The sequence below is a fragment of the Kitasatospora sp. NPDC054768 genome (genome assembly GCF_053612025.1).
This window is the reverse complement of record NZ_JBSHBN010000001.1, coordinates 118,761-143,658: the sequence shown is the minus strand read 5'-3', so window position 1 is coordinate 143,658 and position 24,898 is coordinate 118,761. Positions and strand designations below refer to the sequence as shown.

22 protein-coding genes and 1 rRNA gene are annotated in these 24,898 nt (G+C 73.3%); 12 read left to right on the top strand and 11 right to left on the bottom strand.

Translation table 11 applies throughout. From position 1 onward, the window contains the following. Window positions 1-177 precede the first annotated feature (177 nt). Window positions 178-294: ribosomal RNA gene (rrf, locus tag ACWGKU_RS00655) — 5S ribosomal RNA — on the top strand. Window positions 295-357: 63 nt separating this feature from the next. Here rrf and ACWGKU_RS00650 read toward each other — a convergent pair. Both ACWGKU_RS00650 and ACWGKU_RS00645 read right to left on the bottom strand, forming a co-directional pair. After that, window positions 358-819, bottom strand: a complete 462-nt coding sequence (locus ACWGKU_RS00650; RefSeq protein WP_401049643.1) for a GNAT family N-acetyltransferase — start codon at window positions 817-819, stop codon at window positions 358-360. Between the two features lie 115 nt (window positions 820-934). Continuing rightward, entirely contained in the window at window positions 935-1,726 is a 792-nt protein-coding gene (locus tag ACWGKU_RS00645; RefSeq protein ID WP_401049641.1) for a VOC family protein, read from the bottom strand. Window positions 1,727-1,909: 183 nt separating this feature from the next. Between ACWGKU_RS00645 and recD2 the strand changes: the two genes are divergently transcribed. The 3 genes from recD2 to ACWGKU_RS00630 all read left to right on the top strand — a co-directional run bounded on the left by recD2 (window position 1,910) and on the right by ACWGKU_RS00630 (window position 6,939). Continuing rightward, window positions 1,910-4,147 carry an SF1B family DNA helicase RecD2 gene (recD2, locus tag ACWGKU_RS00640; protein WP_452180206.1) on the top strand — a complete coding sequence of 746 codons (2,238 nt, stop codon included), beginning with the start codon at window positions 1,910-1,912 and terminating at the stop codon, window positions 4,145-4,147. 225 nt (window positions 4,148-4,372) lie between these two features. Beyond that, entirely contained in the window at window positions 4,373-5,662 is a 1,290-nt protein-coding gene (locus ACWGKU_RS00635; protein WP_401049637.1) for a citrate synthase, read from the top strand. A 557-nt stretch (window positions 5,663-6,219) separates the two neighbouring features. After that, window positions 6,220-6,939 (top strand): SDR family NAD(P)-dependent oxidoreductase, encoded by a 720-nt coding sequence (locus tag ACWGKU_RS00630; RefSeq protein ID WP_380550267.1) that lies wholly within the window; start codon window positions 6,220-6,222, stop codon window positions 6,937-6,939. 100 nt (window positions 6,940-7,039) lie between these two features. On the opposite strand, the gene ACWGKU_RS00625 is transcribed toward ACWGKU_RS00630, so the two are convergent. After that, window positions 7,040-9,289 (bottom strand): heavy metal translocating P-type ATPase, encoded by a 2,250-nt coding sequence (locus ACWGKU_RS00625; RefSeq protein ID WP_452191298.1) that lies wholly within the window; start codon window positions 9,287-9,289, stop codon window positions 7,040-7,042. A 230-nt stretch (window positions 9,290-9,519) separates the two neighbouring features. Here ACWGKU_RS00625 and ACWGKU_RS00620 point away from each other — a divergent pair, with 230 nt between their 5' ends. Both ACWGKU_RS00620 and ACWGKU_RS00615 read left to right on the top strand, forming a co-directional pair. Continuing rightward, window positions 9,520-9,801, top strand: a complete 282-nt coding sequence (locus ACWGKU_RS00620; RefSeq protein WP_452178173.1) for a metal-sensitive transcriptional regulator — start codon at window positions 9,520-9,522, stop codon at window positions 9,799-9,801. A 50-nt stretch (window positions 9,802-9,851) separates the two neighbouring features. Continuing rightward, window positions 9,852-10,751: a hypothetical protein gene (locus ACWGKU_RS00615; RefSeq protein ID WP_452178172.1), complete on the top strand. Its 900-nt coding sequence runs from the start codon at window positions 9,852-9,854 to the stop codon at window positions 10,749-10,751. Window positions 10,752-10,854: 103 nt separating this feature from the next. Here ACWGKU_RS00615 and ACWGKU_RS00610 read toward each other — a convergent pair whose 3' ends face one another. The 4 genes from ACWGKU_RS00610 to ACWGKU_RS00595 all read right to left on the bottom strand — a co-directional run bounded on the left by ACWGKU_RS00610 (window position 10,855) and on the right by ACWGKU_RS00595 (window position 15,435). Beyond that, window positions 10,855-11,640: a helix-turn-helix transcriptional regulator gene (locus ACWGKU_RS00610; RefSeq protein ID WP_401054229.1), complete on the bottom strand. Its 786-nt coding sequence runs from the start codon at window positions 11,638-11,640 to the stop codon at window positions 10,855-10,857. A 32-nt stretch (window positions 11,641-11,672) separates the two neighbouring features. Continuing rightward, on the bottom strand, window positions 11,673-13,355 hold the full coding sequence (locus ACWGKU_RS00605; protein ID WP_452178171.1) for an amidohydrolase: 1,683 nt from the start codon (window positions 13,353-13,355) through the stop codon (window positions 11,673-11,675). A gap of 173 nt (window positions 13,356-13,528) precedes the next feature. Continuing rightward, on the bottom strand, window positions 13,529-14,665 hold the full coding sequence (locus ACWGKU_RS00600) for a CU044_5270 family protein (RefSeq protein WP_452178170.1): 1,137 nt from the start codon (window positions 14,663-14,665) through the stop codon (window positions 13,529-13,531). 122 nt (window positions 14,666-14,787) lie between these two features. Further along, window positions 14,788-15,435 (bottom strand): RNA polymerase sigma factor, encoded by a 648-nt coding sequence (locus ACWGKU_RS00595; protein WP_380547576.1) that lies wholly within the window; start codon window positions 15,433-15,435, stop codon window positions 14,788-14,790. A gap of 94 nt (window positions 15,436-15,529) precedes the next feature. On the opposite strand from ACWGKU_RS00595, the gene ACWGKU_RS00590 reads away from it, so the two are divergent. Then, window positions 15,530-17,179, top strand: coding sequence for a serine protease (locus ACWGKU_RS00590; protein ID WP_452178169.1), 1,650 nt, complete (start codon window positions 15,530-15,532; stop codon window positions 17,177-17,179). Window positions 17,180-17,253: 74 nt separating this feature from the next. On the opposite strand, the gene metF is transcribed toward ACWGKU_RS00590, so the two are convergent. Beyond that, window positions 17,254-18,180: a methylenetetrahydrofolate reductase [NAD(P)H] gene (metF, locus tag ACWGKU_RS00585; protein ID WP_452178168.1), complete on the bottom strand. Its 927-nt coding sequence runs from the start codon at window positions 18,178-18,180 to the stop codon at window positions 17,254-17,256. Between the two features lie 254 nt (window positions 18,181-18,434). On the opposite strand from metF, the gene ACWGKU_RS00580 reads away from it, so the two are divergent. Further along, entirely contained in the window at window positions 18,435-18,755 is a 321-nt protein-coding gene (locus tag ACWGKU_RS00580) for a heavy-metal-associated domain-containing protein (RefSeq protein WP_452178167.1), read from the top strand. Window positions 18,756-18,828: 73 nt separating this feature from the next. After that, window positions 18,829-19,149 carry a metal-sensitive transcriptional regulator gene (locus tag ACWGKU_RS00575; protein ID WP_452178166.1) on the top strand — a complete coding sequence of 107 codons (321 nt, stop codon included), beginning with the start codon at window positions 18,829-18,831 and terminating at the stop codon, window positions 19,147-19,149. A gap of 176 nt (window positions 19,150-19,325) precedes the next feature. Here ACWGKU_RS00575 and ACWGKU_RS00570 read toward each other — a convergent pair whose 3' ends face one another. Both ACWGKU_RS00570 and ACWGKU_RS00565 read right to left on the bottom strand, forming a co-directional pair. Then, window positions 19,326-19,868 carry an MOSC domain-containing protein gene (locus ACWGKU_RS00570; RefSeq protein WP_452178165.1) on the bottom strand — a complete coding sequence of 181 codons (543 nt, stop codon included), beginning with the start codon at window positions 19,866-19,868 and terminating at the stop codon, window positions 19,326-19,328. Between the two features lie 60 nt (window positions 19,869-19,928). Continuing rightward, entirely contained in the window at window positions 19,929-20,537 is a 609-nt protein-coding gene (locus ACWGKU_RS00565) for a TetR/AcrR family transcriptional regulator (RefSeq protein ID WP_452178164.1), read from the bottom strand. Between the two features lie 102 nt (window positions 20,538-20,639). Here ACWGKU_RS00565 and ACWGKU_RS00560 point away from each other — a divergent pair, with 102 nt between their 5' ends. Continuing rightward, on the top strand, window positions 20,640-22,259 hold the full coding sequence (locus tag ACWGKU_RS00560) for an FAD-dependent monooxygenase (protein WP_401053182.1): 1,620 nt from the start codon (window positions 20,640-20,642) through the stop codon (window positions 22,257-22,259). Here the strand turns inward: ACWGKU_RS00560 and ACWGKU_RS00555 are convergent. Continuing rightward, window positions 22,241-22,657, bottom strand: a complete 417-nt coding sequence (locus ACWGKU_RS00555; RefSeq protein WP_452178163.1) for a DUF4345 domain-containing protein — start codon at window positions 22,655-22,657, stop codon at window positions 22,241-22,243. The two genes, ACWGKU_RS00560 and ACWGKU_RS00555, sit on opposite strands and share 19 nt — an antisense overlap. 101 nt (window positions 22,658-22,758) lie before the next feature. On the opposite strand from ACWGKU_RS00555, the gene ACWGKU_RS00550 reads away from it, so the two are divergent. Then, window positions 22,759-23,397 carry a TetR/AcrR family transcriptional regulator gene (locus ACWGKU_RS00550; protein WP_452178162.1) on the top strand — a complete coding sequence of 213 codons (639 nt, stop codon included), beginning with the start codon at window positions 22,759-22,761 and terminating at the stop codon, window positions 23,395-23,397. Between the two features lie 102 nt (window positions 23,398-23,499). Then, the gene (locus ACWGKU_RS00545) at window positions 23,500-24,768 is read left to right on the top strand and encodes a cytochrome P450 (RefSeq protein ID WP_452178161.1); all 1,269 of its coding nucleotides are present in this window, start codon (window positions 23,500-23,502) and stop codon (window positions 24,766-24,768) included. The last annotated feature ends 130 nt before the right edge of the window (window positions 24,769-24,898 follow it).

Here is a 24,898-nt window from a genome sequence, read left to right as displayed (position 1 = left end):
GGCTCCCAGTAGACGACTGGGTTGATAGGCCGGATATGGAAGCCCTGTGAGGGGTGGAGTTGACCGGTACTAATAGGCCGAGGGCTTGTCCTCAGTTGCTCGCGTCCACTGTGTTGTTCTGAAACAACGACCCGCCCGAATCTTTTTGTCGGGTGTGCGGTGACAGTTTCATAGTGTTTCGGTGGTCATAGCGTGAGGGAAACGCCCGGTTACATTCCGAACCCGGAAGCTAAGCCTTACAGCGCCGATGGTACTGCAGGGGGGACCCTGTGGGAGAGTAGGACGCCGCCGAACAATTCTTCAGAAGAACCCCCATCCGGGATCCGGATGGGGGTTCTTCGCGTTTCCCGGCGATTGTCAGAGCTTGAGTTTGAACCCGACGTGCGAGGCCGTGAAGCCGAGCCGCTCGTAGAAGCGGTGCGCGTCCGTGCGCGTCGCGTCGGAGGTGAGCTGGACGAGGTCGGCGCCGAGTTCCCGGGAGCGGTCGACGGCCCAGCGGATGAGGTCGGTGCCCAGTCCGCTGCCGCGTTCCTCGGCGTGGATGCGGACGCCCTCGATGATCGTTCGGGTGGCGCCGGCCCGGGAGAGGCCCGGGACGACGGTGAGCTGCAGGGTGCCGACGGTGCGGCCGGCCCGGTCGGCGACGACCAGGTGCTGGTGGGGGTCGCCGTCGAGGCGGGCGAAGGCGGCGCGGTAGGGGGTGAGGTCGTCGGGGCTCTCGCGGGTGGCGCCCAGTGGGTCGTCGGCCAGCATGGTCACGATCGCCGGCAGGTCGTCGGCGGTGGCCCGTCGGATCGTCAGAACAGCCGTTTCAGTCATGATCAGAGACTAGAAGCATGTGAGGCGGCCACCACACCCTGTCTACGCCCGTAGCACCCCTTCACGGCCCTTCTGAAGGGCCGTGGGTCCCGAGGGGCGTGGGCCCCATCGGCCGTCACTCCCCGGGCTTGGTGCTGGTGATGACGGCGAAGACGGCGCCGTGCGGGTCGACCAGTTGGGCCAGACGGCCGACGCCGTGCACGTCCATGGCCGGGATCCGTACGGTCGCGCCGAGGGTGGCGGCGATGGCGAGGCTGGCGTCGGTGTTGGGGACCTCGAAGTAGGGGAGCCAGTGCGAGCCGGTGCCGCGTGCGGTGTGTTCGGGGCCGAGCTGCATGATGCCGCCGTGGGCGTCGTCGGTGCCGCCGCCGGCCGGGGTGAGGACGGTGTACATCAGCTCGCCGAGCGGGACGTCCTGCTCCTGCCAGTCGAAGACGGCGCGGTAGAAGGACTTGGCGCGTTCGGCGTCGACGCTGTAGCACTCGGCCCAGCAGAGGCTGCCCTCCTCGGTGACGAGGTCCAGGCCGCGGGTGTCGTGCGGCTGCCAGACGGCGAAGTCGGCGCCGGTCGGGTCGGTGCAGCCGGCCATCCGGCCCGCGGTGAAGACGTCGAAGGGGGCGTACCGGACGCGGCCGCCGGCCTGTTCGACCAGGGCGGTGGTGCGGTCGGCGTCCTCGGTGGCGAAGTAGAGCGTCCAGCCGGGCGGGGTCGCCTCGTCGGGGAGCGGGCCGAGGGCGGCGACGGTCCGGCCGTCGAGCTGGAAGAAGCCGTAGCCGCCGGCCTCGGGACCGGCCGAGTCGAAGGTCCAGCCGAACAGCGTGGTGTAGAAGTCGACGGACGCGCGGGTGTCGGGGCTGCTCAGGTCGAGCCAGTCCGGGGAACCGGGGCGGAAGTCGGTGTTGAGCATGGCGGCACTGCTCCTCGGACGGGGCCCGGGCGGGCGCGGTCGACGGCGGTCCCCCTCGGTCCCTCCCAGCCTGGCACCTCGGCCGGGGCGGTGCACGGCAGGCAACGGGTTCCGGGGCTGTCGGTACGGGGCGGTACGGTGCGTAGCGGCATTGATCCACCCGTACCGGTCGAAGGGGGTCCGGTGAGCAAGCAGGCGGCGCAGTCCGGGCAGCAGGTGCCGCACCAGCTCGCGCAGGTCGAGGGCGTGCTGGAGCGGATCACCTATGCCAACGAGGAGACCGGTTACACGGTGGCCCGGGTGGACACCGGGCGGGGCGCGAACGACCTGCTGACGGTGGTGGGCGCGCTGCTGGGGGCGCAGGTCGGCGAGTCGCTGCGGTTGCACGGGCGGTGGGGTTCGCACCCGCAGTACGGGCGGCAGTTCACGGTCGAGAACTACACCACGGTGCTGCCCGCCACCGTCCAGGGGATCCAGCGGTACCTGGGCTCGGGGCTGATCAAGGGGATCGGGCCGCGGTTCGCCGAGCGGATCGTGGAGCGCTTCGGGGTGGAGACCCTGGACGTGATCGAGAACGAGCCGGGCCGGCTGATCGAGGTGCCGGGGCTGGGGCCGAAGCGGACGAAGAAGATCGCGGCGGCCTGGGAGGAGCAGAAGGCCATCAAGGAGGTGATGGTCTTCCTGCAGGGGGTCGGGGTGTCCACCTCGCTGGCCGTGCGGATCTACAAGCAGTACGGCGACGGCTCGATCGGGGTGGTGCGCAACGAGCCCTACCGGCTGGCCTCGGACGTGTGGGGCATCGGCTTCCTGACGGCGGACCGGATCGCCCAGGCGGTGGGCATTCCGCACGACAGCCCGGAGCGGGTGAAGGCCGGCCTGCAGTACGCGCTGTCGCAGAGCACCGACCAGGGGCACTGCTTCCTGCCGGAGGAGCGGCTGATCGCGGACGGGGTGAAGCTGCTCCAGGTGGACGTCGGGCTGGTGATCGACTGCCTGGCGGAGCTGGTGACGGCGGAGGGGGTGGTGCGCGAGGCGGTCCCGGGGGAGGGCGGCTTGCCGGTGACGGCGGTGTACCTGGTGCCGTTCCACCGGGCGGAGATCTCGCTGGCCAACCAGTTGGTCCGGCTGCTGCGGTCGGACGCGGACCGGATGCCGTGGTTCGGGAACGTGGACTGGCCGGTGGCGCTGGAGTGGCTGGCGAAGCGGACCGGGGCCGAACTGGCGCCGGAGCAGGAGCAGTCGGTGCGGCTCGCGTTGACCGAGAAGGTCGCGGTGCTGACGGGCGGTCCGGGGTGCGGCAAGTCGTTCACGGTGAAGTCGATCGTGACGCTGGCGCTGGCGAAGCGGGCCAAGGTGGTGCTGGCGGCGCCGACCGGCCGGGCGGCGAAGCGGCTGGCGGAGCTGACCGGGGTGGAGGCCTCGACGGTGCACCGGCTGCTGGAGCTGAAGCCGGGCGGGGACGCCGCGTACGACCGGGACCGGCCGCTGGACGCGGACCTGGTGGTGGTCGACGAGGCCTCGATGCTGGATCTGATCCTGGCGAACAAGCTGGTCAAGGCGGTGCCGCCGGGGGCCCACCTGCTGTTCGTGGGGGACGTGGACCAGTTGCCGTCGGTGGGCGCCGGGGAGGTGCTGCGGGATCTGCTGGCCGAGGGCGGGCCGATCCCGTCGGTGCGGCTGACCAGGATCTTCCGGCAGGCCCAGCAGTCCGGCGTGGTGACCAACGCGCACCGGATCAACGAGGGCAGGCCGCCGCTGACGGACGGTCTGGCGGACTTCTTCCTGTTCGCCGAGGACGACGCGGAGCGGGCGGCCGGGCTGACGGTGGACGTGGTGGCGCGCCGGATCCCGCAGAAGTTCGGCTTCGACCCGCGCCGGGACGTGCAGGTGCTGGCGCCGATGCACCGCGGCCCGGCGGGCGCGGGGAACCTGAACACCCTGCTCCAGGCGGCGGTGACGCCGGCCCGGGAGGGGTTGGCCGAACGCCGTTTCGGCGGGCGCACGTTCAGGGTGGGGGACAAGGTCACCCAGATCCGCAACAACTACGACAAGGGGCGCAACGGTGTCTTCAACGGCACAGTGGGAGTGGTGACCGCCCTGGCTGTCGACGACCAGCGGCTGACGGTGCTCACCGACGAGGACGAGGAGGTGTCGTACGACTTCGACGAACTGGACGAGCTGGCCCACGCGTACGCGGTGACGATCCACCGCTCGCAGGGCAGCGAGTACCCGGTCGTGGTGATTCCGGTCACCATGTCCGCTTGGACGATGCTCCAGCGAAATCTGCTCTACACCGCTGTGACCAGGGCGAGGAAACTGGTGGTGCTGGTGGGGTCACGCAAGGCGATCGGGCAGGCGGTCCGGGCCGTCAGCGCAGGTCGGAGGCACACCGCGCTCGACCATCGGCTGACAGCTGGATGATTATCCAACGGGATGGTTGCCTCTAATGTTCTCTTGACGTGAAGAGATTTACGGCAGAGCCTAGGGTGGTGCCGATCTTGTCCGGTTCGTACCGGCTGCGGCGGCAGGTTTTGTAGGGGCGGGCCCTTTCGGGCCACCCCGGGTGCGCGACTGTCCTCCGGATGGGGGATGGTAGAGACAGTCAGGGCACCTTGGAAGAGGATTCATTTCGTCGGTGAGGAAGACGTGAGCGACAACTCGGTAGTACTGAGGTACCAGGACGGCGAGTACGAGTACCCCGTCGTCGAGAGCACTGCGGGCAACTCCGGCTTCGACATCTCGAAGCTGCTCCCGCAGACCGGCCTGGTCACCCTGGACAACGGCTTCGGTAACACCGCCGCGTACAAGTCCGCGATCACCTTCGTGGACGGTGACAACGGCATCCTGCGGTACCGCGGCTACCCGATCGAGCAGCTCGCCTCCGATGGCGGCTTCATCGAGACCGCGTACCTCCTGATCAACGGCGAGCTGCCCAACACGGACCAGCTGGCGGAGTTCAACCGCGAGATCACCCAGCACACCCTGCTGCACGAGGACGTCAAGCGCTTCTTCCAGGGCTTCCCGCGGGACGCCCACCCGATGGCCATGCTGTCCTCGGTCGTCGGCGCGCTGTCCACGTTCTACCCGGAGAGCCACAACCCGTTCGACGCGGCCCAGCGCCACCTGTCGACGGTCCGCCTCCTCGCCAAGCTGCCGACGATCGCCGCGTACGCGTACAAGAAGGCGATGGGCCAGCCCTTCGTCTACCCGCGCAACGACCTGAGCTACGTCGAGAACTTCCTGCGGATGACCTTCGCCGTCCCCGCCGAGGACTACGAGCTCAACCCGGTCGTCGTCAACGCGCTGGACAAGCTGCTCATCCTGCACGCGGACCACGAGCAGAACTGCTCGACGTCCACCGTGCGCCTGGTCGGCTCCAGCCACGCCAACCTGTTCGCCTCGATCTCGGCCGGCATCTCGGCCCTGTGGGGCCCGCTGCACGGCGGCGCCAACCAGGCCGTGCTGGAGATGCTGGAGAGCATCCAGAAGGACGGCGGCGACGTCGACGCCTTCATCACGAAGGTGAAGAACAAGGAAGCCGGCGTCAAGCTGATGGGCTTCGGTCACCGGGTCTACAAGGCCTTCGACCCGCGCGCCGCCCAGGTCAAGCTGCTCGCGCACGAGGTCCTCGGCCAGCTCGGCAAGAGCGACGAGCTGCTGGACATCGCGCTCAAGCTGGAGGAGCACGCCCTCAAGGACGACTTCTTCATCTCGCGCAAGCTGTACCCGAACGTGGACTTCTACACCGGCCTGATCTACCGCGCCATGGGCTTCCCGACCAGCATGTTCACCGTGCTGTTCGCGCTCGGCCGGCTGCCGGGCTGGATCGCCCACTGGCACGAGATGATCAACGACCCGACCAGCCGGATCGGCCGTCCGCGCCAGATCTACACCGGCACCGCGATCCGCGACTACGTCCCGCTGGACGCCCGCTGACCGTGGCGGAGCCGACCACCGGCCCGCGCGGAAGCTGAGAGGGGCCCGGCCGCTGTCGAGCGGCCGGGCCCCTTCGCGTCCCGGTGGCGCGCCCGAGGGCCCGCGCGGGGACGGAACCGTACGGCGCACGACTCCGGGGTCGGCCGCAGCCGGGGACGGCCGCTCAAAGCGTCCCAGGCCCGCCAGGACCCCGGCGTCGTGCGCGAAGGCCGTCGGGTTCGACGACCGTTCCCGGGGCCCGCCGGAGCCCCGTCGGCGACAGTCCTGGAAGCGCGGGGACACATTGCCGTTCAGCGTGTCCCCGCCCATCGGAAAAACTGCCGCACTACCAACCTAAGACGTATCAGGGTGCGAGAAGTTACGCCCGGGGGGTGTGAGCTGCCTCTCGCCACGCTCCGTGTGCGCGTCGTACCACGCCCATATCACACCTTCGCTCGCGCGGGACGTCACCCTCCCCGCAGTCACGGCAACCGAGCGTGATAGGAATCGTGGCATTCCGGTACGGACCGTCGCGCACATTCGCCGCGCGACGGCGGAACTGGGGAGGGAGTGCGCAGATGGCCAGGAACGTCGTCGTCACCGGCGGTGGCACGGGAATCGGGTACGAAGTCACGCGGCGGTTCGTCGAGGCCGGCGACCACGTGGTGATCGTGGGGCGCCGCCGGGAGGTCCTGGAGAAGGCCGCGGCCGACCTCGGACCGAACGTCACCCCGCTGGTGTGCGACCTCGCCGACCCGGACGCCGTCGAGGCCGCGCTCGCCGAACTGCCCGAGCGCATCGACGTCCTGATCAACAACGCCGGCAGCCGCGAGACCGTGGTCGGCGGCGGGCCGCACGCCCTGCTGGCGCGCTGGCGCGGCGACTTCGAGCGCAACGTGCTGACCGTGGTGCTGCTCACCGAGTCGGTCCGCGACCGGCTCACCCCGGGCTCCGGCCGGGTGGTCACCGTCAGCTCCATCGCCGCCCTGCGCGGGGCCGGCTCGTACGGCGCGGCGAAGGCCTCGCTGCACGCCTGGAACCACTTCCTGGCCGCCCAGTTGGGCACCTCGGGCATCACCGCCAACATCGTCGCGCCGGGCACCGTCGCGGGCACCGAGTTCTTCGGGCCGCGGCTGGACGAGGCCGAGGTCGCCCGCCGGGCCGCCCGCACCCTGCTCGGGCGGATCGGCGAGAGCGGCGAGGTCGCGGCGGCGGTGCACTTCCTGGCCTCGCCCGAGGCCGGGTTCATCACCGGCGAGATCCTGCACTGCAACGGCGGCGAGCTGCTGGGGCGTTGAGCCGCCCGGACGTTCGGGCGCCGGAACCCCGGGGCGCCGGGCGTCGAGACATGCCGCAGGCCCCGACCGGAACCGGTCGGGGCCTGCGGCGTGTACGGGCTCAGGCGGGCCGGAAGCGGCGCAGCCGCAGGCTGTTGGTGACCACGAAGACCGAGGAGAAGGCCATCGCGGCCCCCGCGATCACCGGGTTGAGCAGGCCGGCCGCGGCCAGCGGGATCGCCGCCACGTTGTAGCCGAAGGCCCAGAACAGGTTGCTCTTGATGGTGCCCAGGGTCCTGCGGGAGAGCCGGATGGCGTCGGCCGCCGAGCGCAGGTCGCCGCGGACCAGGGTGAGGTCGCCGGCCTCGATGGCGGCGTCGGTGCCGGTGCCCATCGCCAGGCCCAGGTCGGCCTGGGCGAGCGCGGCCGCGTCGTTGACGCCGTCGCCGACCATCGCCACGACCCTGCCCTCGGCCTGCAGCCGCTTGACGGTGTCGACCTTGTCCTGCGGCATGACCTCGGCGATCACGTGCTCCGGCGCGATGCCGACCTCGGCCGCCACGGCCTCGGCGACCAGCCGGTTGTCGCCGGTCAGCAGCACCGGGGTCAGGCCCAGTGCGCGCAGCTTGCCGATCGCCTCGGCGCTGGTCGGCTTGACCGCGTCGGCGACCTCCAGCACGGCCCGCGCCTCGCCGTCCCAGCCGACCGCGATCGCGGTGCGGCCGGCCGCCTCGGCGGCGGACTTGGCCTCGGCCAGCGTCTCGGGCAGGTGCTGCGACCACGCGTTCAGCAGGGCCTCCCGGCCGGCCACCACGGCGTGGCCGGCCACCACGCCCTGGACGCCCAGGCCCGGGACGTTCTCGAAGCCCTCGACCGCGGGCAGTTCGCCGGCCTTGGCGGCGGCGGTGGCGATCGCCCGGGCGATCGGGTGTTCGGAGGCGTGCTCCAGGGCGCCGGCCAGGCGCAGCACCTCGGCCCGGTCCACGCCCTCGGCGGTGTGCACCGCGAGCAGGGTCATCTGGCCGGTGGTGACGGTGCCGGTCTTGTCCAGGACGATGGTGTCGACCTTGCGGGTGGACTCCAGCACCTCCGGGCCCTTGATCAGGACGCCCAGCTGGGCGCCGCGACCGGTGCCGACCAGCAGGGCGGTCGGGGTGGCCAGGCCGAGGGCGCACGGGCAGGCGATGATCAGCACGGCCACCGCTGCCGTGAAGGCGGCGGTCCAGCCCTCGCCGGTGCCCAGCCAGTAGCCGAGGGTGGCCACCGCGAGGGTGATCACGATCGGCACGAAGACCGCGGAGATCCGGTCGGCGAGGCGCTGGGCGGCGGCCTTGCCGTTCTGCGCGTCCTCGACCAGCCTGGCCATCCGGGACAGCTGGGTGTCGGCGCCGACCCGGGTGGCCTCGACCACCAGGCGCCCGCCCGCGTTGACGGTGGCACCGGTGACGGCGTCCCCGACCCCGACCTCGACCGGAACGGACTCGCCGGTCAGCATCGAGGCGTCCACGGCCGAGGCGCCCTCGACCACCGTGCCGTCGGTGGCGATCTTCTCGCCCGGCCGGACCACGAAGCGGTCGCCCACCGCGAGATCCGCGATCGGGATGCGCAGTTCGGTTCCGCCGCGCAGCACCGTCACGTCCTTGGCGCCCAGTTCCAGCAGCGCCTTGAGCGCGGCCCCGGCGGTGCGCTTGGAGCGCGCCTCGAAGTAGCGGCCGGCCAGGATGAAGGCGGTGACGCCGGCCGCCGCCTCCAGGTAGATGTTGGACGAGCCGTCGCTGCGGCCGATGGTGAACTCGAAGCCGTGCCGCATGCCCGGCATCCCGGCGTCGCCGAGGAACAGCGCCCACAGCGACCAGAGGAACGCGGCGAGGGTGCCGAGCGAGACCAGGGTGTCCATGGTCGCGGCGCCGTGCCGGGCGTTGGTGAACGCGGCCCGGTGGAACGGCCAGGCGGCGTAGGTGACGACCGGCGCGGCGAGGGTCAGCGACAGCCACTGCCAGTTGTCGAACTGGAGGGCCGGCACCATCGCCATCGCGATCACCGGGACCGCGAGCGCCACCGCGGTGAACAGCCGCTGGCGCAGCGGGGCCAGTTCGTCGGCCGGCTCGGCCTGCTCGCCGCTCCCGCCCTCGGCGACCGGGGGCTTGGGCAGCGCGGCGGTGTAGCCGGTGGCCTCGACGGTGGCGATCAGGTCGGCGACCTCGACCCCGCCCTCGAAGGAGACCTTCGCCTTCTCGGTGGCGTAGTTGACGCTGGCGGTGACCCCGTCCATCCGGTTGAGCTTCTTCTCGATGCGGGCCGCGCAGGAGGCGCACGTCATTCCGCCGATCGAGAGTTCCACCTCCGCGGAGGCGGGTGCCTGGGTAGTCATCGTCGCTCCTCGTGACGTCGTCGTGCGGTACGTTCGGCGGCCGGGCCTTCATACCTAGGAGGGGTATCGGGCGGTGCCGGGTTCATTTATACCCCAGAGGGGTATCGACCGCAAGGGTTGAGCGATACCCCCGGCAGGTATTTTTCCGGGGTGGCGACCGCTTGAGTGAATACCCCCATGGGGTATTCACTCAAGGCATCGAACCCCGCCGGAACCCCGAGGAGGACCCCATGGCCGGCTACCACGACGACAAGGACCGGCTGCTGCGCCGGCTGCGCCGCGTCGAGGGCCAGATCCGCGGCCTCCAGCGCATGGTCGACACCGACACCTACTGCATCGACACGCTCACCCAGGTCTCGGCCGCCACCAAGGCCCTCCAGTCGGTCGCCCTGCAGCTGCTCGACTCCCACCTCGCCCACTGCGTCCACGACGCCATCGCGGCCGGCGGCGCCGAGGCGGACGCCAAGGTCGCCGAGGCCACGCAGGCCATCGCCCGGCTCATGCGGGCCTGAGCGCCCGCCCCGCCCCCCTTTCGCTCCGCGCCACGAGGAGAAACCGCGTCATGAACACCCCGCTGCGCATCACCGCCTTCGCCGCCGGACTCGCCGCCGCCTTCGGCCTCGCCCTCGGCGTCGGCCACGCCACCGGCAGCGGCGGCCCCTCCCCCAAGCCCGCCATGGCCGGGCACGCGGGGCACACCGAGGAGTCGGGCGGCGGCGCCGAGCACCTGCCCGGCGGGCTCCAGATCTCCGAGCGCGGCTACACGCTCAGCGTCGAGAACCCCTTCGTGACCGCCGGCTCCCCCACCGACCTGCGCTTCCGCATCCTCGGCAGCGACGGCAAGCCCGTCACCGCCTACCGGCAGGAGCACGAGAAGGACCTGCACCTGATCGTCGCCCCGCGCGACCTGTCGACCTTCCAGCACCTGCACCCGACCCTGGCCGCCGACGGCACCTGGAGCGCCCGCACCGCCGTCCCCGCCGCCGGGGAGTACCGGGTCCTCGCGGACTTCACCCCGTCCGGCGCCGCCGAGGGACTCACCCTCGGCGCCGACCTGCACGCCGCGGGCGACCTGCGGCCGGCCCCGCTGCCGGAGACCGGACGGACCGTCACGGTCGACGGCTACACCGTCACCCTGGGCGGCGACCTCACGCCCGGGCGCAGCGGCAGGCTGACCCTGAGCGTCAGCAAGGACGGCAGGCCCGTCACCGACCTCCAGCCCTACCTCGGCGCGTACGGCCACCTCGTCGCGCTGCGCGCCGGCGACCTCGCCTACCTGCACGTCCACCCGGACACCGGCGCCCCGGGCCCGGAGATCGGCTTCACCACCACCGCCCCGAGCACCGGCGGCTACCGCCTCTTCCTGGACTTCAAGCACCAGGACACCGTCCGCACGGCGGCCTTCACCGTGACGACGGACGGCGCCGCCGAGGCCCCGGCCCCCGCCGACCACCAGCACTGAGCGGGCCCGTCCGCAGGGTGCCGGACGATCCCGCGCCGACCGCCCCGCCCGGACGGCTCGGACGGCTCGGACGGCTCGGACGGCCGCGGGCCGCCGGTCAGCGTCAGCGGGAGCAGCCGATCCCCCAGGCCGCGGCCCGGGCCGCGGCGGCCGCGCGGTTGGGGAGGTCGAGCTTGGCGAGGATGTGCTCGATGTGGGTCCCCACCGTGCGCGGCGTGATGTACAGCCGCTCGGCGATCTCCCGGTTGGTGCGGCCGGCCGTCAGTTCGGCCAGGACCTGGAGCTCCCGGGGCGAGAGTCCGCCGGGCCGGGACGACGCGGGCGGGACGGCCGCGGTCGCGCCCTCGGGCCGCGAGCCCGCCCGGGGGGCGACGGCCGCGGCGAGCGCCTCGCTGAGCAGGGTGACCACGGCCCGGGCGGGATCGGGCGCGCGCCGCGGCCGACGGGTGCTCACGTTCAGCATCCCGACGTACCGGCCGTCGACGGCGAACAGGCACTGGGCCACACCGCCCTCGATGCCGAGGGGGCGCAGCACCTCCCGGAAGCCCGGGGAGGCCGCGAGGAGCCGCCCGGGGACGTCCCCGAGCCACAGGCCGCCCCGGGCCGGACTGCGGAGCACGGGGAACACCGGATCGTGGTGCAGGCGGGTCTCGATGTACGCCGTGGCGTCGTCCGGGTAGCTCCCGGCCAGGGTGGTGTGGTGCCCGCGCAGCGGATCCCACCGGGCCAGGGAGGCGTGCTCGTACTCCATCACCTCCGACAGTGCCGCCAGGACCGCGTCGAGGCCGGTCGTACCGGCCGCGGCACCCCTGGCGGCCTCGCGGACCCGGACGGCCGCGTCCAGGATGTCCGTCCCGTTCCGTTCCGCCCCGCTTCGCTCCGCTGCCACCGTCCAAGGATGATCATGTGCCCGGAGTTACGTCAATCGCGCGGGGCCTCGTGCACGATCCGCCCGTCCATGACGGTGAGGACGACGGGCATCGTCGGGATGTCGCGGGGGTCGGCGGCGAGCAGGTCCCCGTCGAGCACGCACAGGTCCGCGGCCTTGCCCGGCTCCAGGGAGCCCTTCCAGTCGTCGGCGAAGTCCTGCCAGGCCGCGTCGATCGTGTAGGTGCGCAGCGCCTCGGCCAGGCCGATGCGCTGCTCGGGGCCGCTGACCCGGCCGGCGGCCTTGGACTCGCGCAGCATCATGGTGGCGACGCCCTGGCGCCAGTCCGGGTGGGTGACGGGCGCGTCGGATCCGCTCGTGACCCGCACACCGGCGTCGACGGCGTCGCGGTAGGGCCAGGCGTACGCGGCCCGCTCGGCGCCGACGAGCTCCTCCTCCATGTCGGCGACGGTCCACTTGATGGTGGGGTTCATGTTGACGCCGAAGCCGTGCGCGGCCAGCACCTCCATGCTGTGCGCGGTGAGGAAGTCGCCGTGGATGACGTAGTGGCGGGCGTCGGGCCGCGGGTGCTCGGCCATGGCCGCGGCGAAGGCGTCCGCGACGGTGTCGATGGCCCGGTCGCCGGTGACGTGGACGCCCAGCTGGTGCCCGGCGGTGTGGGCGAGCCGGATCATGGCCCCGATCCCGGCGGTCCGCTCGCTGTCGGTGTCGCCGCCGACGCACAGGGAGCCGCAGCCGCCGCCGACGTACGGCTCGTGCATCCAGGCCGTCCTGTTGGGGACGATGCCGTCGGCGAAGACCTTGACCCCGTGGACCGCGAGGCGGCGCGGATCCGTGTCGCCGAGCCCGCCGAGGGCGGCGAGGCCGCGGGCGAACTCCCCGGTGGTGCTCGCCATGCCGGTGGGCAGCAGCAGGACGCCGACGCGGGCGGTCAGTTCGCCGTCGGCCAGCAGCCGGCGGTAGACGTCGAGGGTCTCCTCGCCGAGCGCGCCCCGCATGATGCCCTCCCCGCCGGGGCCGAGCCCGGGCTCCGTGTAGCTGGTCACGCCGAGCCGGGCGAGGGTGGCGAGGGTCGTCCTGATCGCGTCGGTCCGCTCCTGCCGGCCGAGCGGCGGCAGCGCGTTCTGGACGAGGGCCTGGGCCCCCTCGTGGAGCAGCCCGGTGGGCTCCCCCGCCTCGTCCACGACGATGGCTCCGCCGGGCGGGGCGACGGTGTTCCGGTCGATCCCGATGAGCTCCAGGGCCTTGGAGTTGACCCAGGTGGCGTGTCCGGAGAAGGAGTACAGCACGACGGGGTGGTCCGGGCTCACGGCGTCGAGGTCGTGCCGCGAGGGCTGCCGCGACGGGTCCAGGAGGCACTCGTCGAGGTACCCGGTGTCCCAGCCGTGCCCCGTGGTCCACTGCCCGGCCGGGGTCCGTCCGACGGCCTCCCGTACCGCCTCGGCCACGTCCCCGAGCGAGGACACCGCGGGGTGGCCGAGGTCGAGGGAGAGCGGCGGCGTCGCCATGCCGAAGGCGCATCCGTGCAGGTGGGAGTCGTTGATGCCGGGAAGCAGCGTCGCCCCCCGCAGGTCGACGACCCGGGTGCGGGGCCCGATGAGCGGGGCTACGTCGTCCCTCCCGCCGACGGCGCTGATGACCCCGCCGGTCACCGCCAGGGCCGAGGCGACGGAGAAGTCCGCGTCGACCGTGACCACCCGCCCGTCGAGAAACACCAGATCCGCATACGCCGCACACGAGTCCACAGGACGTCCTTTCGGTAACCGGGCGCACCGCGGCCACCCGCGGACGCTCCTGCCAGGACTATGGCCGCGCCCCCGCCGCCCGCACATCGGTCATCCCACCGATGCGCGCGGGCCCGGGGAGGAGCGCGGGGCCGGTGCGGCCGTCAGTGCGCCGGCGGCCCGGATCGGTCTGCCGCCCGCGGGAGTTCGCCGACCCGGTCGACCGCCCCCTTGACGAGGACCGCGGACGTGCCGACCACCGTCCCGGCCGGCCCCGCCTCGCCGGCCTCGCTGAGGACCGTGCGCTCGCCGAGGAACGCGTACGTGGTCCGGTCGAAGACCCACTGCGTCTGCCGCCCGTGCGCCGTACGGGCCACGGCGACGCCCTCCCGGCCGGCGGCGTCCCCGGCGGACGGGACCACGGTGACCCCGGGGATCCGCTCGGCGGCGCGGTAGAGCGCGGCACTGACCTGCGGCGGCGCCCAGGTCTCGGCCAGCAGGTCGCCGATCGCCGCGAAGGCCCGCTGGTCCGGGTCCTGGCCGTCGCCGCCCCGGCCCGCACCGTCCTGGCCCGCACCGTCCTGGCCCGCACCGCGGGTCTGTTCCCGGATCAGCCTCAGCAGGGCTTCCGGGTCGGTGGGCAGGGAGGCGACGTACGCGTGGGTCGGTTCGCCGATCGATGGGCCGCTCCCGCGCGAGGCATCGGGCCGCGGCGACGCCCCCGGCCGGTCGAGAAGGAGGACCGGCCCGTCCTCGCCGAGCCGGGTGTCGGGCCCGCCCTCCTCGCGCAGCAGGCCGGGACGGCTGCCGTCGGCGGACAGCCAGACCTGCCGGGTGTGCGCGGGAGCCATCGTCACCGGGCCACCCGCCGCACTCTGCGCGGCGTAGGCCACCCTGCTCTCGATGAAGACGAACCGGTCGGCGCCGACCGTCGGCTGCTCCGGCCCCGCCGCGGCGGCGAGCGCGATCCGGTCGAGGAGCCGAACCGCTTCGGAGGCGACGGCGGCACCGCCCTGCGCCGCCGTACGGTCGCGCCCGGCCGTCCCCGCGCCCCCGAGGTCCACCACCAGGACACCGGCGACCGCGAGCGCGCAGGCCAGCGCCGGCACCGCGATCCGGAACCTTGCCGGACGCCGGAACGGGGCCCGCGGGGCGGAGCGGCGGCCCGGCGGCTCCGCGGATGCGGCGGCCCGGCGCAACACCTGCTCCCTCAGCCGCAGTTGACGATCCGCACGCAGGCCGGGCACCGCCGGCGGCGGCAGCAGCTCGGCGAGCTCGCGGCGCTCGGACTCCCCGGACACGTCCGATCTCCCGGGTTCCCCCGACTCCTCGGGCTCCCTGGGCTCCTCAGGTTCCCCGGACTCCCCGGGCTCCCCGGGCTCCCCGGACGACGGGCGCGGCCTACCGCGCCATGGGGTGGCGTTCATCCGTGGCTCTCCTGGGTCGACGGCCGGAGCGCGGGGAGGCGGCCCGGTACGGGCAGGGCGGGGACGGCGGCGCGGGCCCTGGCGTGCGCCCTGGCCGCGGCTCTGGCCTCGGCATGGGCCTCGGCCTCGGTGAGTTCGCGCAGTCGGGCGCGGGCCCGGGACAGCCGCGAACGGACCGTGCCGACCGGCGTGCCGAGCGCCTCGGCCGCGCTCGCGTAGTCCAGTCCGGCCCACACCACGAGGGTGAAGACCTCCCGGTCGCGGCGCCGGAGCCGGGCGAGCGCCCGGCGCGCGGCACGCAACTGCTCCACGTCCGCGAGATGCGCGACCAGGTCGTCTGCGAAGTCCGGGACCGAACCGCGCTCCGGGATCCGGGCGAGCGCGAGGTCACGACGCCGACGGGCACGGGCGTTGCGGCGCATGACGTTGGTCGCGATCCCCAGCAGCCACGGGCGCAGCCCGTCGCCGTCGGGGTGCAGCCGCTCCCGGCCGCGCCACGCCTCCAGGAAGGTCGTCGAGACGACGTCCTCGGCCTCCGCCCAGTCGCCCGTCACGCGCAGGGCGTAGCGGTACAGCACCTGGGCGTGCTCGTCGTACAGCTCGCCCAGGACGTCGGGGTCGCCGCGGCGAAGACGCGTTCTCATGAGTGCTTCCACACTCTGCCCTGCCCGGTCCGGCGCCCGGGTTCCGGTGACGTGCGTCACAGGAACTCCCCCGTCCGTCCGAGCAGTACAGGACATGACCGCAACCTCCGCTCCCCGTTCCGCACGCCGCTCCGTCGCTCGTTCCGTCCCTCGTTCCGCCACCCGCTCCGTTCCCCGCCGGAACGCCCTCCGGGCCCTGGCCGTCGCCGTCGCCCTGGTCGGCACCTCGACCCCCGCCTTCGGCGGCACGGCCTTCACCGGCACGGCCTTCGCCGCGGAGCCGGAGACGTACACCCTCACCGTCAAGCACCTGGACCGCGCCGGCCGCGCGACCGCGCCGTACCGGACCAGCGTCACCGGGATCTCCGGCCCCGGCGCCGACACCTCGGTCCAACTGGACGCCCCCTCCGGCACCACCACCGTGCGGCTGCCCAAGGGCCGGTACCTGCTGGACAGCAACCTGACCTCGGGTCTGGAGCCGGGCGGCACGATCTGGACGGACTGGATCGTCCAGCCGCGCCTCGACCTCGACCACGACACCACCGTCACCGTCGACGCGCGGACCACCGCCCTCGTCGACGTCCGGCCGCCGGACGACACCGCGCGCTTCCGGCACAGTGGGATGTTCGTCGAGGTCACCCACGAGGGTGCCACCCGGACCGTCAACGTCGCCAACGGGTCGCCGAACCTGCGCGTCGCCCACCTCGGGCCGGAGACCGAGACCGGGGAGGTGAAGCAGTGGTTCGACGTCAACTGGGAGACCGGCACCCGCGGCTACCTGCTCGGCAGGACCTTCTCCGGCACCCGCGCGCTGACCGGGCTCAGCAAGCACTACTCCGCGCGGGAACTGGCCACCGTGAACATCCGCGGTGCCGCCGGCCCGGGCGGCGCCGGCACCGCGCTCGTCAGCCTCCAGCCGACCGACGGAGCGAGCATCGGCGAGTCCCGGAGCATCGCCACCCCCGGCACCGCCACCTTCCTCGTCGCACCCGAGCGCGGCACCTGGGACATCGGCGTCACCGTCCCCCGCGCCGACGGCACCCGGCCGAACCACTACACCGCCGACCGCCTCGCCGTCCGGGCCGGCACCACGACCACCCACACCTTCGACGGCCCCGTCTTCGGCCCCGCACTCACCGACCGGCCCGCCGTCTCCCGCGACGGCGACCGGATCACCGCCGACGTCCCGCTGCTCGCCGACGGCGACGGCCACGCGCCGTGGACCCCGTCGTTCGACACCGCCTACACCTCGCTGTACCGCGACGGCGTGCTGGTCGGCGCCGCGTCCGGCGCGGCGGGACGCGGCGAGTTCACCGTGACCCCGGACAAGGCCCCGTACCGCCTGGCCGCCACCGCGACCCGCAAGGCCGCGGCCGGCGCGACCACCCGCGTCAACGCGTCCTGGACCTTCACCTCGGCCGCCACCACCGAGCCGACCGCCCTCCCGGTGAGCGTCGTACGGTTCTCCCCCGAGCTCACCCCGGCCGGCACCGCGACGGCCGGCAGCCCGCTGCGCATCCCGATCACCGTGCAGGGCGCCGCTGCCGACGGCCGCACCCGCTCCCTGACCGTCTCGGCCTCCACCGACGGCGGCGCCTCGTGGACCCGCCTCCCGGTCGAGGCCGGCGCCGTCACCGTCCAGAACCCGCCGACCGGCACCGCCGTCTCCCTGCGCGCCGAACTCACCGACGCCGACGGCAACACCCTCGACCAGACCATCACCGACGCCTACCGCACCCGGTGACCCCCGCCCACACCTGACGGCCGCCCACCGGAAGTCCCGGCCTCGCGGAACGGATCCGTGGGGGGAGTTCGGGGTCAGGCGGGGGTGGCGGTCAGGAGGCGGGCCGTCGGGTCGAGGTTGCGGTGGATCTCCAGTGCGGCGGTGGAGCGGTTCAGGGTGATGTAGTGCAGGCCGGGGGCTCCCTCGTGGAGGAGGCGCTCGGCCATCCGGGTGGCGTGGTCGACGCCGATGCGGTGGGCCGCCGCTCGGTCGCCACGGGCCGCTTCCAGTCTCCGCGCCAGGCCGGCCGGGAAGGACGCGCCGCTGAGCTCGGCGAAGCGGCTGATCTGGCGCACGTCGGTGGCGGGCATGATCTCGGGGATGACCGGGGTGTCGCAGCCCGCCGCGGCCAGCCGGTCGCGCAGCCGCAGGTAGTGCTCGACCTCGAAGAACATCTGGGTGACGGCGTAGTCGGCGCCGGCGCGGCACTTGGCGACGAAGTGCCGGATGTCGCCGTCCCAGTCCGCCGAGCGCGGGTGGCGTTCCGGGAAGGCGGCCACGCCGACGGTGAACGCGCCGCAGTCCTTGACCAGTTGGACGAGCTCGGCCGCGTACCGCAGGCCCTGCGGGTGCGGCTGCCAGGCGCCGTTGGGGTTGCCCGGCGGGTCGCCGCGCAGGGCGAGGACGTCGCGGATGCCGGCGTCCGCGTAGCGCCGCAGGACTGCCTGGAGTTCGGCGGTGGAGTGGCCGACGGCGGTCAGGTGGGCCACCGGGCGCAGGGTGGTCTGCGCGGCGATCAGCTCGGTGGTGCCGATGGTGCGGTCGCGCGAGGAGCCGCCGGCGCCGTAGGTGACCGAGACGAAGGTCGGCGCGACCGCCTCCACCCGCCGGATCGCCGCCCACAGGGCGCGTTCACCGGCCTCGTCCTTGGCGGGGAAGAACTCGAAGGAGTAGGTCCGCTCGCCGGCCGCGAGGATCTCGCGCAGGCCGCGCGGGGCGGCGGGCCGGGTGCTCTGGTCCATGGGGTTCACCTCTGGTGGTGGTGTCGGTCGTCCGGGGATGCGGGGCAGCTCCCCCACCTTGCCCGGCACCCGCAACAGGACTGCCACAGAGCCGTGTTGACGCCCGCGTCGCGCCGGACGGCACTGCGCCGGCCGGACGGGAGGCGCCGCGGGGAACCCTCTTCATTACCCTAGGGGGGTATGGTATGTTCACCAGCGAAGCAGCCGCCCGGACAGCCCGGCCGGCGCCGGGCATCCACGACAGGAGCACACCCATGAGCGAGACCACCGTCACCGTCGAGTCCGCCGCCACCGAGACCTCCTCCTGCTGCGGCTCGTGCGGCACCGGCGCCGGCGCGGCCCCGGCCGCCGACTCCGCCCGGACCTCGGTCTTCCAGGTGAAGGGCATGACCTGCGGCCACTGCGTCACCTCGGTGACCGCCGAGCTGAAGAAGCTCGACGGCGTCGACGACGTCGCCGTGGACCTCGCCACCGGCAAGGTCACCGTCGGCAGCACCCGGTCGCTCGCCGACTCCGAGGTGGCCGCCGCCGTCGACGAGGCCGGCTACGACCTGGTCGGCCGCGTCGAGGGCTGACCCGCAGACGTCGGCCCGGGCGGGCACCACCCCGCCCGTCCGGGCCGACTCCCCCTACCGCGCCGCCGGTAGAGTGTGGGCACGCCTCACCGCACAGGAACCGGAGACGGCCATGGCCAGCTACAGCTCCCACAAGGACGACTTCCTCAAGCGGCTCCGCCGCATCGAGGGCCAGATCCGTGGTCTTCAGCGCATGGTCGAGCAGGACACCTACTGCATCGATGTCCTGACCCAGGTCTCCGCCGCCAGCCGCGCCCTCCAGTCCTTCGCCCTCCAACTCCTCGACGAGCACATCGAATGCTGCGTCCGGGACGCCATCGCCGAGGGCGGCCAGGAGGCGAGCACCAAGATCCGCGAGGCCAATCAGGCCATCGCCCGTCTGGTCAGGTCCTGACCCTCGTCAGCGACGCAGGCTCCACCCCGGCTCCCGGCTGCTTACGCGCCGGGAGCCGTCGCCATGACGGGGTGGGGGTATGCTCGACGGGCCATCCGGCCTGTGGAGCAGCCGACTTGGGGGATCAACCGGGTCGTCGATCGACGACGCCCCGACGCCCTGACGCCCTGACGCCCTCAGACCCGGTCGAGCGGGCGGTGCGGGCCGTCGGGCAGCTCGACCGCGATGGTGTCGCCGGGCCGGACCGGGCCGCCGGTGCGGACGATGCCCATGATTCCGGCGCGGCGCACGATCGTGCCGTCCTCGGCGCGGCCGACGACCTGCTTGAGCAGGCCGGGCCGGTAGGCGTCGATCTGGGCGCACGGGTTGCGCAGGCCGGTGATCTCCACCGCCGCCTCCGGGCCGATCCGCAGCACGGCGCCGACCGGCAGGCCGAGCAGGTCCACGCCCTCGGTGGTGATGTTCTCGCCGAGCGCGCCCGGTGCCACGTCGAAGCCCGACTCGCCGAGTTCGGCGAGCAGTTCGCGGTGGATCAGGTGGACCTGGCGCAGGTTGGGCAGGGTCGGGTCCTGGGCTACGCGGGAGCGGTGCCTGACCGTCACCCCGGCGTGCACGTCGCCCTCGACGCCGAGTCCGGCGAGCAGCGTGATGCCGTCCCGGTTCGGCTTGGTGAACGAGTACTCGGCGTTGCTGCTGACTGCCACCACGATGCCGCTCATGTTCCGGGCTCCCTTCACGGACGTTCGTTCGATCGACACTGAAGCACAGCCACCGTGCGGTCAGCCCTCCGAGGGTGCCCGCAGCAGCGGCAGCACGACCTCGTCCAGGATCTCCTCCACCACCTGGTCCGGCGCCACCGTCCCGCCCGTCAGGAAGGCGTCGCGCAGCAGGTCGAGCGGGAGCGAGACGACCCTCGGGGTGATCCGGTCGGGGTTGATCTCGCCCCGGTCGGCGGCTCTGCGCAGCATCGTCTCCAGGGTGTTCACCGGGCCGCCGGAGGTCAGCGAGCCGGTGAAGCGGGCCCGGAGTTCCGGGTCGCGGAGCAGGTCGACCAGGAAGGCGTGCACGGCCTCGCCCGGCAGGTCGTCGAAGCGGTGCAGCAGGCTGCGCATGAAGAGCAGCATGTCGGTGCGCAACTCGCCGGTGTCCGGCGGTTCCTGGAAGTCCGGGGCGTTGTGACCGAGGGCGGCGATGACCAGGGCGGGGCGGTTCGGCCAGCGTCGGTAGAGCACCGGTTTGCTGGTCCGGGCGCGGGCGGCGACGCCGTCCATGGTGAGCCGGTCGTAGCCGTGCTCGACGAGTTCGCCCCAGACGGCGTCCAGGATCGCCCGTTCCAGTTCGTCGCCGCGCCGCCGCACCGGCTTGCCCTGCTCCACGGGTTTCCGCACCCACCCCTCGTAGATACGTTGCGTTTCTTGTGGGCCCGAGTCTACAGTCGGAAGCAGGAAACGCGCCGTATCTTATGGCCGGACGGCCGAGGGGGATCCGTCATGCTCACCGTTCACAGCACTCGCCCCGCCCACCCCGACCGTGCGACCGAGGTCCTGGTGGTCGGCGCCGGCCCGGTGGGCCTCGCCCTCGCCCTCGGCCTGGCCCGCGCCGGGGTCGCCTGCCGCGTCGTCGAGCGGGAGCCGGGCTTCCGCGACCGGGGCGTGCGCGGCAAGGGGATCACCCCGCGCACGCTGGAGGTCTTCCACGACCTCGGCGTCGCCGACGCGATCCTCGACCGGGGCACGCTCAACCTCAAGGTCCGCACCTACGAGGGCGACCGGATCGTCGGGGAGGTCGACCCGGCGCCCACCAACCGCCCGACCCCCGACCGCCCGTACAACGGCATGCTGCTGCTCGCCCAGCACCACACCGAGGCCGTGCTGCGCGAGCGGCTCGCCGGGTACGGCGTCACCGTCGAGACCGGCACCGAGCTGGTCGGCCACACCCAGGACGCGGACGGCGTGCTCGCCACCCTCCGCCGCGACGGCCGCACCGAGCAGCTGGGCGCCCGCTACCTGGTCGGCTGCGACGGCGGCCGCAGCACCGTCCGCAAACTGGCCGGCATCCCCTTCCTCGGCGAGACCTGGGACGAGGAACGCTTCCTGATGGCCACCCTGGACGTGGACGGCCTGGACGCCGACCGCATGCACCTGTGGAACCACCCCCGACTGGGGGTCGGCGCCCTGGTGCTGGTCCCGATGCGCGAGGACGACACCTGGGCCGCGCACGTCCTCGTCGAACCGGACGGGCACGGCGAGCTGCCGGCCCCGACCCCGGAGACCTTCCGCCGGTTGTTCGCCGAACGGGCCGGTCTGCCCGGGGTCCGGCTGCACGAGCCGACCTGGTCCACCGTCTGGCGGCCGACGGTCCGGATGGTCGAGCGCTACCGCGACGGCCGGGTGTTCCTCGCCGGGGACGCCGCGCACTGCCACTCGGCGGCGGGCGGCCAGGGCATGAACACCGGCATCCAGGACGCGCACAACCTGAGCTGGAAGCTGACCGCCGTGCTGCGCGGCGCACCCGAGGCACTGCTGGACAGCTACCAGGCCGAGCGGCTGCCGGTCGCCGCCGCCGTCCTGACCGCCACCTCCACCCAGCACCGCAGGCTGTTCAGCGCCGACGGCGCCCGCGCCCTGACCGACCAGTTCCGCACCATGTCCAACGCGGCGGGGGCCGACTTCACCGGGCTGTCGGTCGGCTACCGGGGCGGGCCGCTCGGCCGCGACCTCGACGACACCACCGGCATCCGGGCCGGCGACCGCGCCCCCGACGCGCCCTGCACCACCGCCGACGGCACGCCGACCCGGCTCTTCGACCTGTTCCGCGGCCCGCACCTCACCCTGCTGACGGTCGGCGAGCACCCGGCCCTGCCCGCCGACTCCACCCTGTCCGACCCGTCCGACCCGTCCGACCCCTCCGACCCGTTCGATCCGCCCGCCCTCCCGGGCCTGCGCCGGGCCGCCGTGCTCGATCCCGGCGGCCACGTCGCCCGGGCGTACGGGCTCCGCGGCGACGCCGTCGTGCTGGTCCGCCCGGACGGCTACGTCTCGCTGACCGGCGCCACCGTCGACCGGGCCACCCTCGCCGCCCACCTGGCGGACTACGCCCCGGTGGGCTGAGCCCCGGTCCGGGCCCGCTCGTCGGCGTCGGCGTCGGCGTCGGCGAGCCACAAGTACACCGGCGCGAGCCCGAGTTCGATCGCCATCAGCACCAGCTGGAACCAGTGCGGCCGGCCGTCCACCACGATCGACAGCACCCGCGCGAGGCCGCCCAGCAGGAGCACCGCCGCCAGCCACCGGACCGCCCGGGCGGGCACCGGCGCCTGCCGGGCGGCCCGGATCCAGGCGACGCCGTACCCGGCGAAGACCGCGCCCATGAAGCGGCCGAAGCTGCCGACCGTCGGACCGGCATCCGCGATCCCGGGCATCGCGGCGTTTCCCAGCAGGATGTGGAGGAACCCGATCGCCACGCAGGCGATCCCCATCGTCCACGTGAGCACCCGTAACGCCTTGGCCATGACCCACCCACCCGTCAGAGGTCTGGTTGACACGTGTCTACCAATCGTGCCCCACCATGCCGGCGCCGACAAGTAGACATGTGTCAAGTAGCCTGGCCCGCATGCCAGTCCACGAACGACGCCGTCGGCTCTCCCTCGCCGAGCGACGCGCCCAGCTGCTCTCCGTCGGCGCCCGACTGTTCGCCGAACGGCCGTACGAAGAGGTGCTGATGGAGGAGGTCGCCGAGCGGGCCGGAGTCTCCCGCGCGCTGCTGTACCGGCACTTCGCGAGCAAGCACGACCTCTTCGCCGCGGTCTACCGGGAGGCCGCCGACGGCCTGCTCGCCAAGACCCGCTTCGACCCGGCCGACACCCTGATCGAGCAGCTGATCGAGGGCATGGACGCCCACCTGGACTACTTCATCGCCAACCGGCACGCCGTGCTCACGGCCAACCGGGTGCTGGCCGGGGACCAGGTGATCCAGACGATCATCGCCGAGGAGCTCGACGCCCTGCGCGGCCGGCTGCTCGGCGTCCTCCCGCTCGCGGACGAGCGGGCGCGGCAGGCCGTGTCACAGGTCCTGCGCGGCTGGCTGGTGTTCGTCCGGGTGCTGGTCATCGACTGGCTGACCGAGGAGACCTGCACCCGCACCGAGCTGCGGGACGCCTGCATCGGTGCCGTACTGGGCGCCCTCCGGCCGCTGCTGCCCGCCGATCCGGCACCCGACCGGGGGCGCCGAGGGCATATCATCGGGGCGTAACGGGAGAAGCACCGCAAGCGTCCAATTGCCTATGAATATATGACAATTAAGCGCTTCGACTCCTCTCGACCAGCCGGACCTCCGAACCCCGCGAAGGGACCCATGGACTCCGTCGCAGCCGACCCCCGGACCACCCTCCCCCCACTCCACCGGCTCCCCCTCACCCCTGCCCAGCCGCCCCACCCCACCACCCTCCCGGACGGCACCCCCGCGTGGCTGATCACCCGCTACCACGACGTCCGGCAGGTCCTCGGCGACCCCCGGGTCACCCGGGCCGACCTGCATGACGTCGGCACCGCGGGTGCCACCGCCGACGTGGCCGCCAACCCGGCGTCCCTGTTCAACCAGGACGGGCCCGCCCACCGCCGGCTGCGCGGCACCGCCCAACGGGCCTTCACCCCGCGCGCCATCGCCGGCTGGCAGCCCTGGGTCGCCGCCGCCGTCCAGCAGTCCGTGGACCGGCTCGTCGCCGCCGGCCCGCCGGCCGACCTCGTCCCCGCGTTCGCCCGGCCGGTGCCGTTCGCCGTCACCACCCGGCTGATGGGGCTCGACGGGGACGGGCCCGACCACCTGGACGAGGAGCGGCTGCACCGCTGGACGCTCGCCCTGCTCGCCCAGGGCGAGGACGAGGGCGAGAACCAGAGCTCGAACCAGAACGAGGGCCACAACGAGGGCCAGGCCGAGGACCGACGCGGCGCCGAGACCGGTCACGACGACACCCTCGCCGAATTCGGCGCCTTCATGGGCGAGTTGGTGGCCCGTCGGCGCCGCGCGCCCGGTGACGACCTGGTCAGCCGGCTGGTCCGGGCCGCGGACCAGGACGGCGGCGTCCCCGAGGAGTCCCTCGTCTTCCTGGTCGCCGGGCTCACCGCCAGCGGCAACGAGAGCGTCGCCGGTGCGCTCGCCAACGCCCTGGTCTATGTGCTCGGCGAACGCCCCGAGCACTGGCCGCGCCTCGCCGACCCGGGCATCGCCGAGCGCACCGCCGAACGCCTGCTGCACTACATCCCGCTCGGCGACGACGAGGCCACCATCCGCCGCACCACCGCGCCGATCGAGGTCGGTGGCGTCGCCATCCCGGCCGGCTCGGTCGTCGCCGTCAGCCTCGGCAGCGCCAACCGCGACCCGGCCGTCCATCCCGAGGGCCTCGACGCCGACCTCGGCCTCCCGCTCGCCGCCCCCACCCTCGCCTTCAGCGCCGGACCGCACTACTGCATCGGCGCCTGGCGGGTCCGCCTGGAGATGCGCGAGTCCCTGCACCGCCTCGCCACCGCGCTGCCCGGCCTGCGCCTCACCGTCCCGGTCGCGGACCTCGCCTGGCAGCTCGGCGGCACCACCCGGAGCCCGGCCCGCCTCCCGGTGGACTGGTAGCCGCGTCCGGGAGCGCGGTCGGCGCCCGCTCGGCGTCAACAGTCGGGCAGGGCACTCGGCCACCGCTCCCGGCGCCGCTCGACGCACTCGGCGTCGCTGCGCCGGTGCTCATGTTCCCGCCGGACAGCGG

Coding starts and splice junctions, on each gene's coding strand:
- ACWGKU_RS00580 (WP_452178167.1), top strand. CDS start 18,435: ATGAGCGAGACCACCGTCACCGTCGAGTCCGCCGCCACCGAGACCTCC.
- ACWGKU_RS00570 (WP_452178165.1), bottom strand. CDS start 19,868: ATGAGCGGCATCGTGGTGGCAGTCAGCAGCAACGCCGAGTACTCGTTC.
- ACWGKU_RS00560 (WP_401053182.1), top strand. CDS start 20,640: ATGCTCACCGTTCACAGCACTCGCCCCGCCCACCCCGACCGTGCGACC.
- metF (WP_452178168.1), bottom strand. CDS start 18,180: ATGGACCAGAGCACCCGGCCCGCCGCCCCGCGCGGCCTGCGCGAGATC.
- ACWGKU_RS00630 (WP_380550267.1), top strand. CDS start 6,220: ATGGCCAGGAACGTCGTCGTCACCGGCGGTGGCACGGGAATCGGGTAC.
- ACWGKU_RS00645 (WP_401049641.1), bottom strand. CDS start 1,726: ATGCTCAACACCGACTTCCGCCCCGGTTCCCCGGACTGGCTCGACCTG.
- ACWGKU_RS00625 (WP_452191298.1), bottom strand. CDS start 9,289: ATGACTACCCAGGCACCCGCCTCCGCGGAGGTGGAACTCTCGATCGGC.
- ACWGKU_RS00550 (WP_452178162.1), top strand. CDS start 22,759: ATGCCAGTCCACGAACGACGCCGTCGGCTCTCCCTCGCCGAGCGACGC.
- ACWGKU_RS00555 (WP_452178163.1), bottom strand. CDS start 22,657: ATGGCCAAGGCGTTACGGGTGCTCACGTGGACGATGGGGATCGCCTGC.
- ACWGKU_RS00615 (WP_452178172.1), top strand. CDS start 9,852: ATGAACACCCCGCTGCGCATCACCGCCTTCGCCGCCGGACTCGCCGCC.
- ACWGKU_RS00590 (WP_452178169.1), top strand. CDS start 15,530: ATGACCGCAACCTCCGCTCCCCGTTCCGCACGCCGCTCCGTCGCTCGT.
- ACWGKU_RS00650 (WP_401049643.1), bottom strand. CDS start 819: ATGACTGAAACGGCTGTTCTGACGATCCGACGGGCCACCGCCGACGAC.
- ACWGKU_RS00595 (WP_380547576.1), bottom strand. CDS start 15,435: ATGAGAACGCGTCTTCGCCGCGGCGACCCCGACGTCCTGGGCGAGCTG.
- ACWGKU_RS00620 (WP_452178173.1), top strand. CDS start 9,520: ATGGCCGGCTACCACGACGACAAGGACCGGCTGCTGCGCCGGCTGCGC.
- ACWGKU_RS00545 (WP_452178161.1), top strand. CDS start 23,500: ATGGACTCCGTCGCAGCCGACCCCCGGACCACCCTCCCCCCACTCCAC.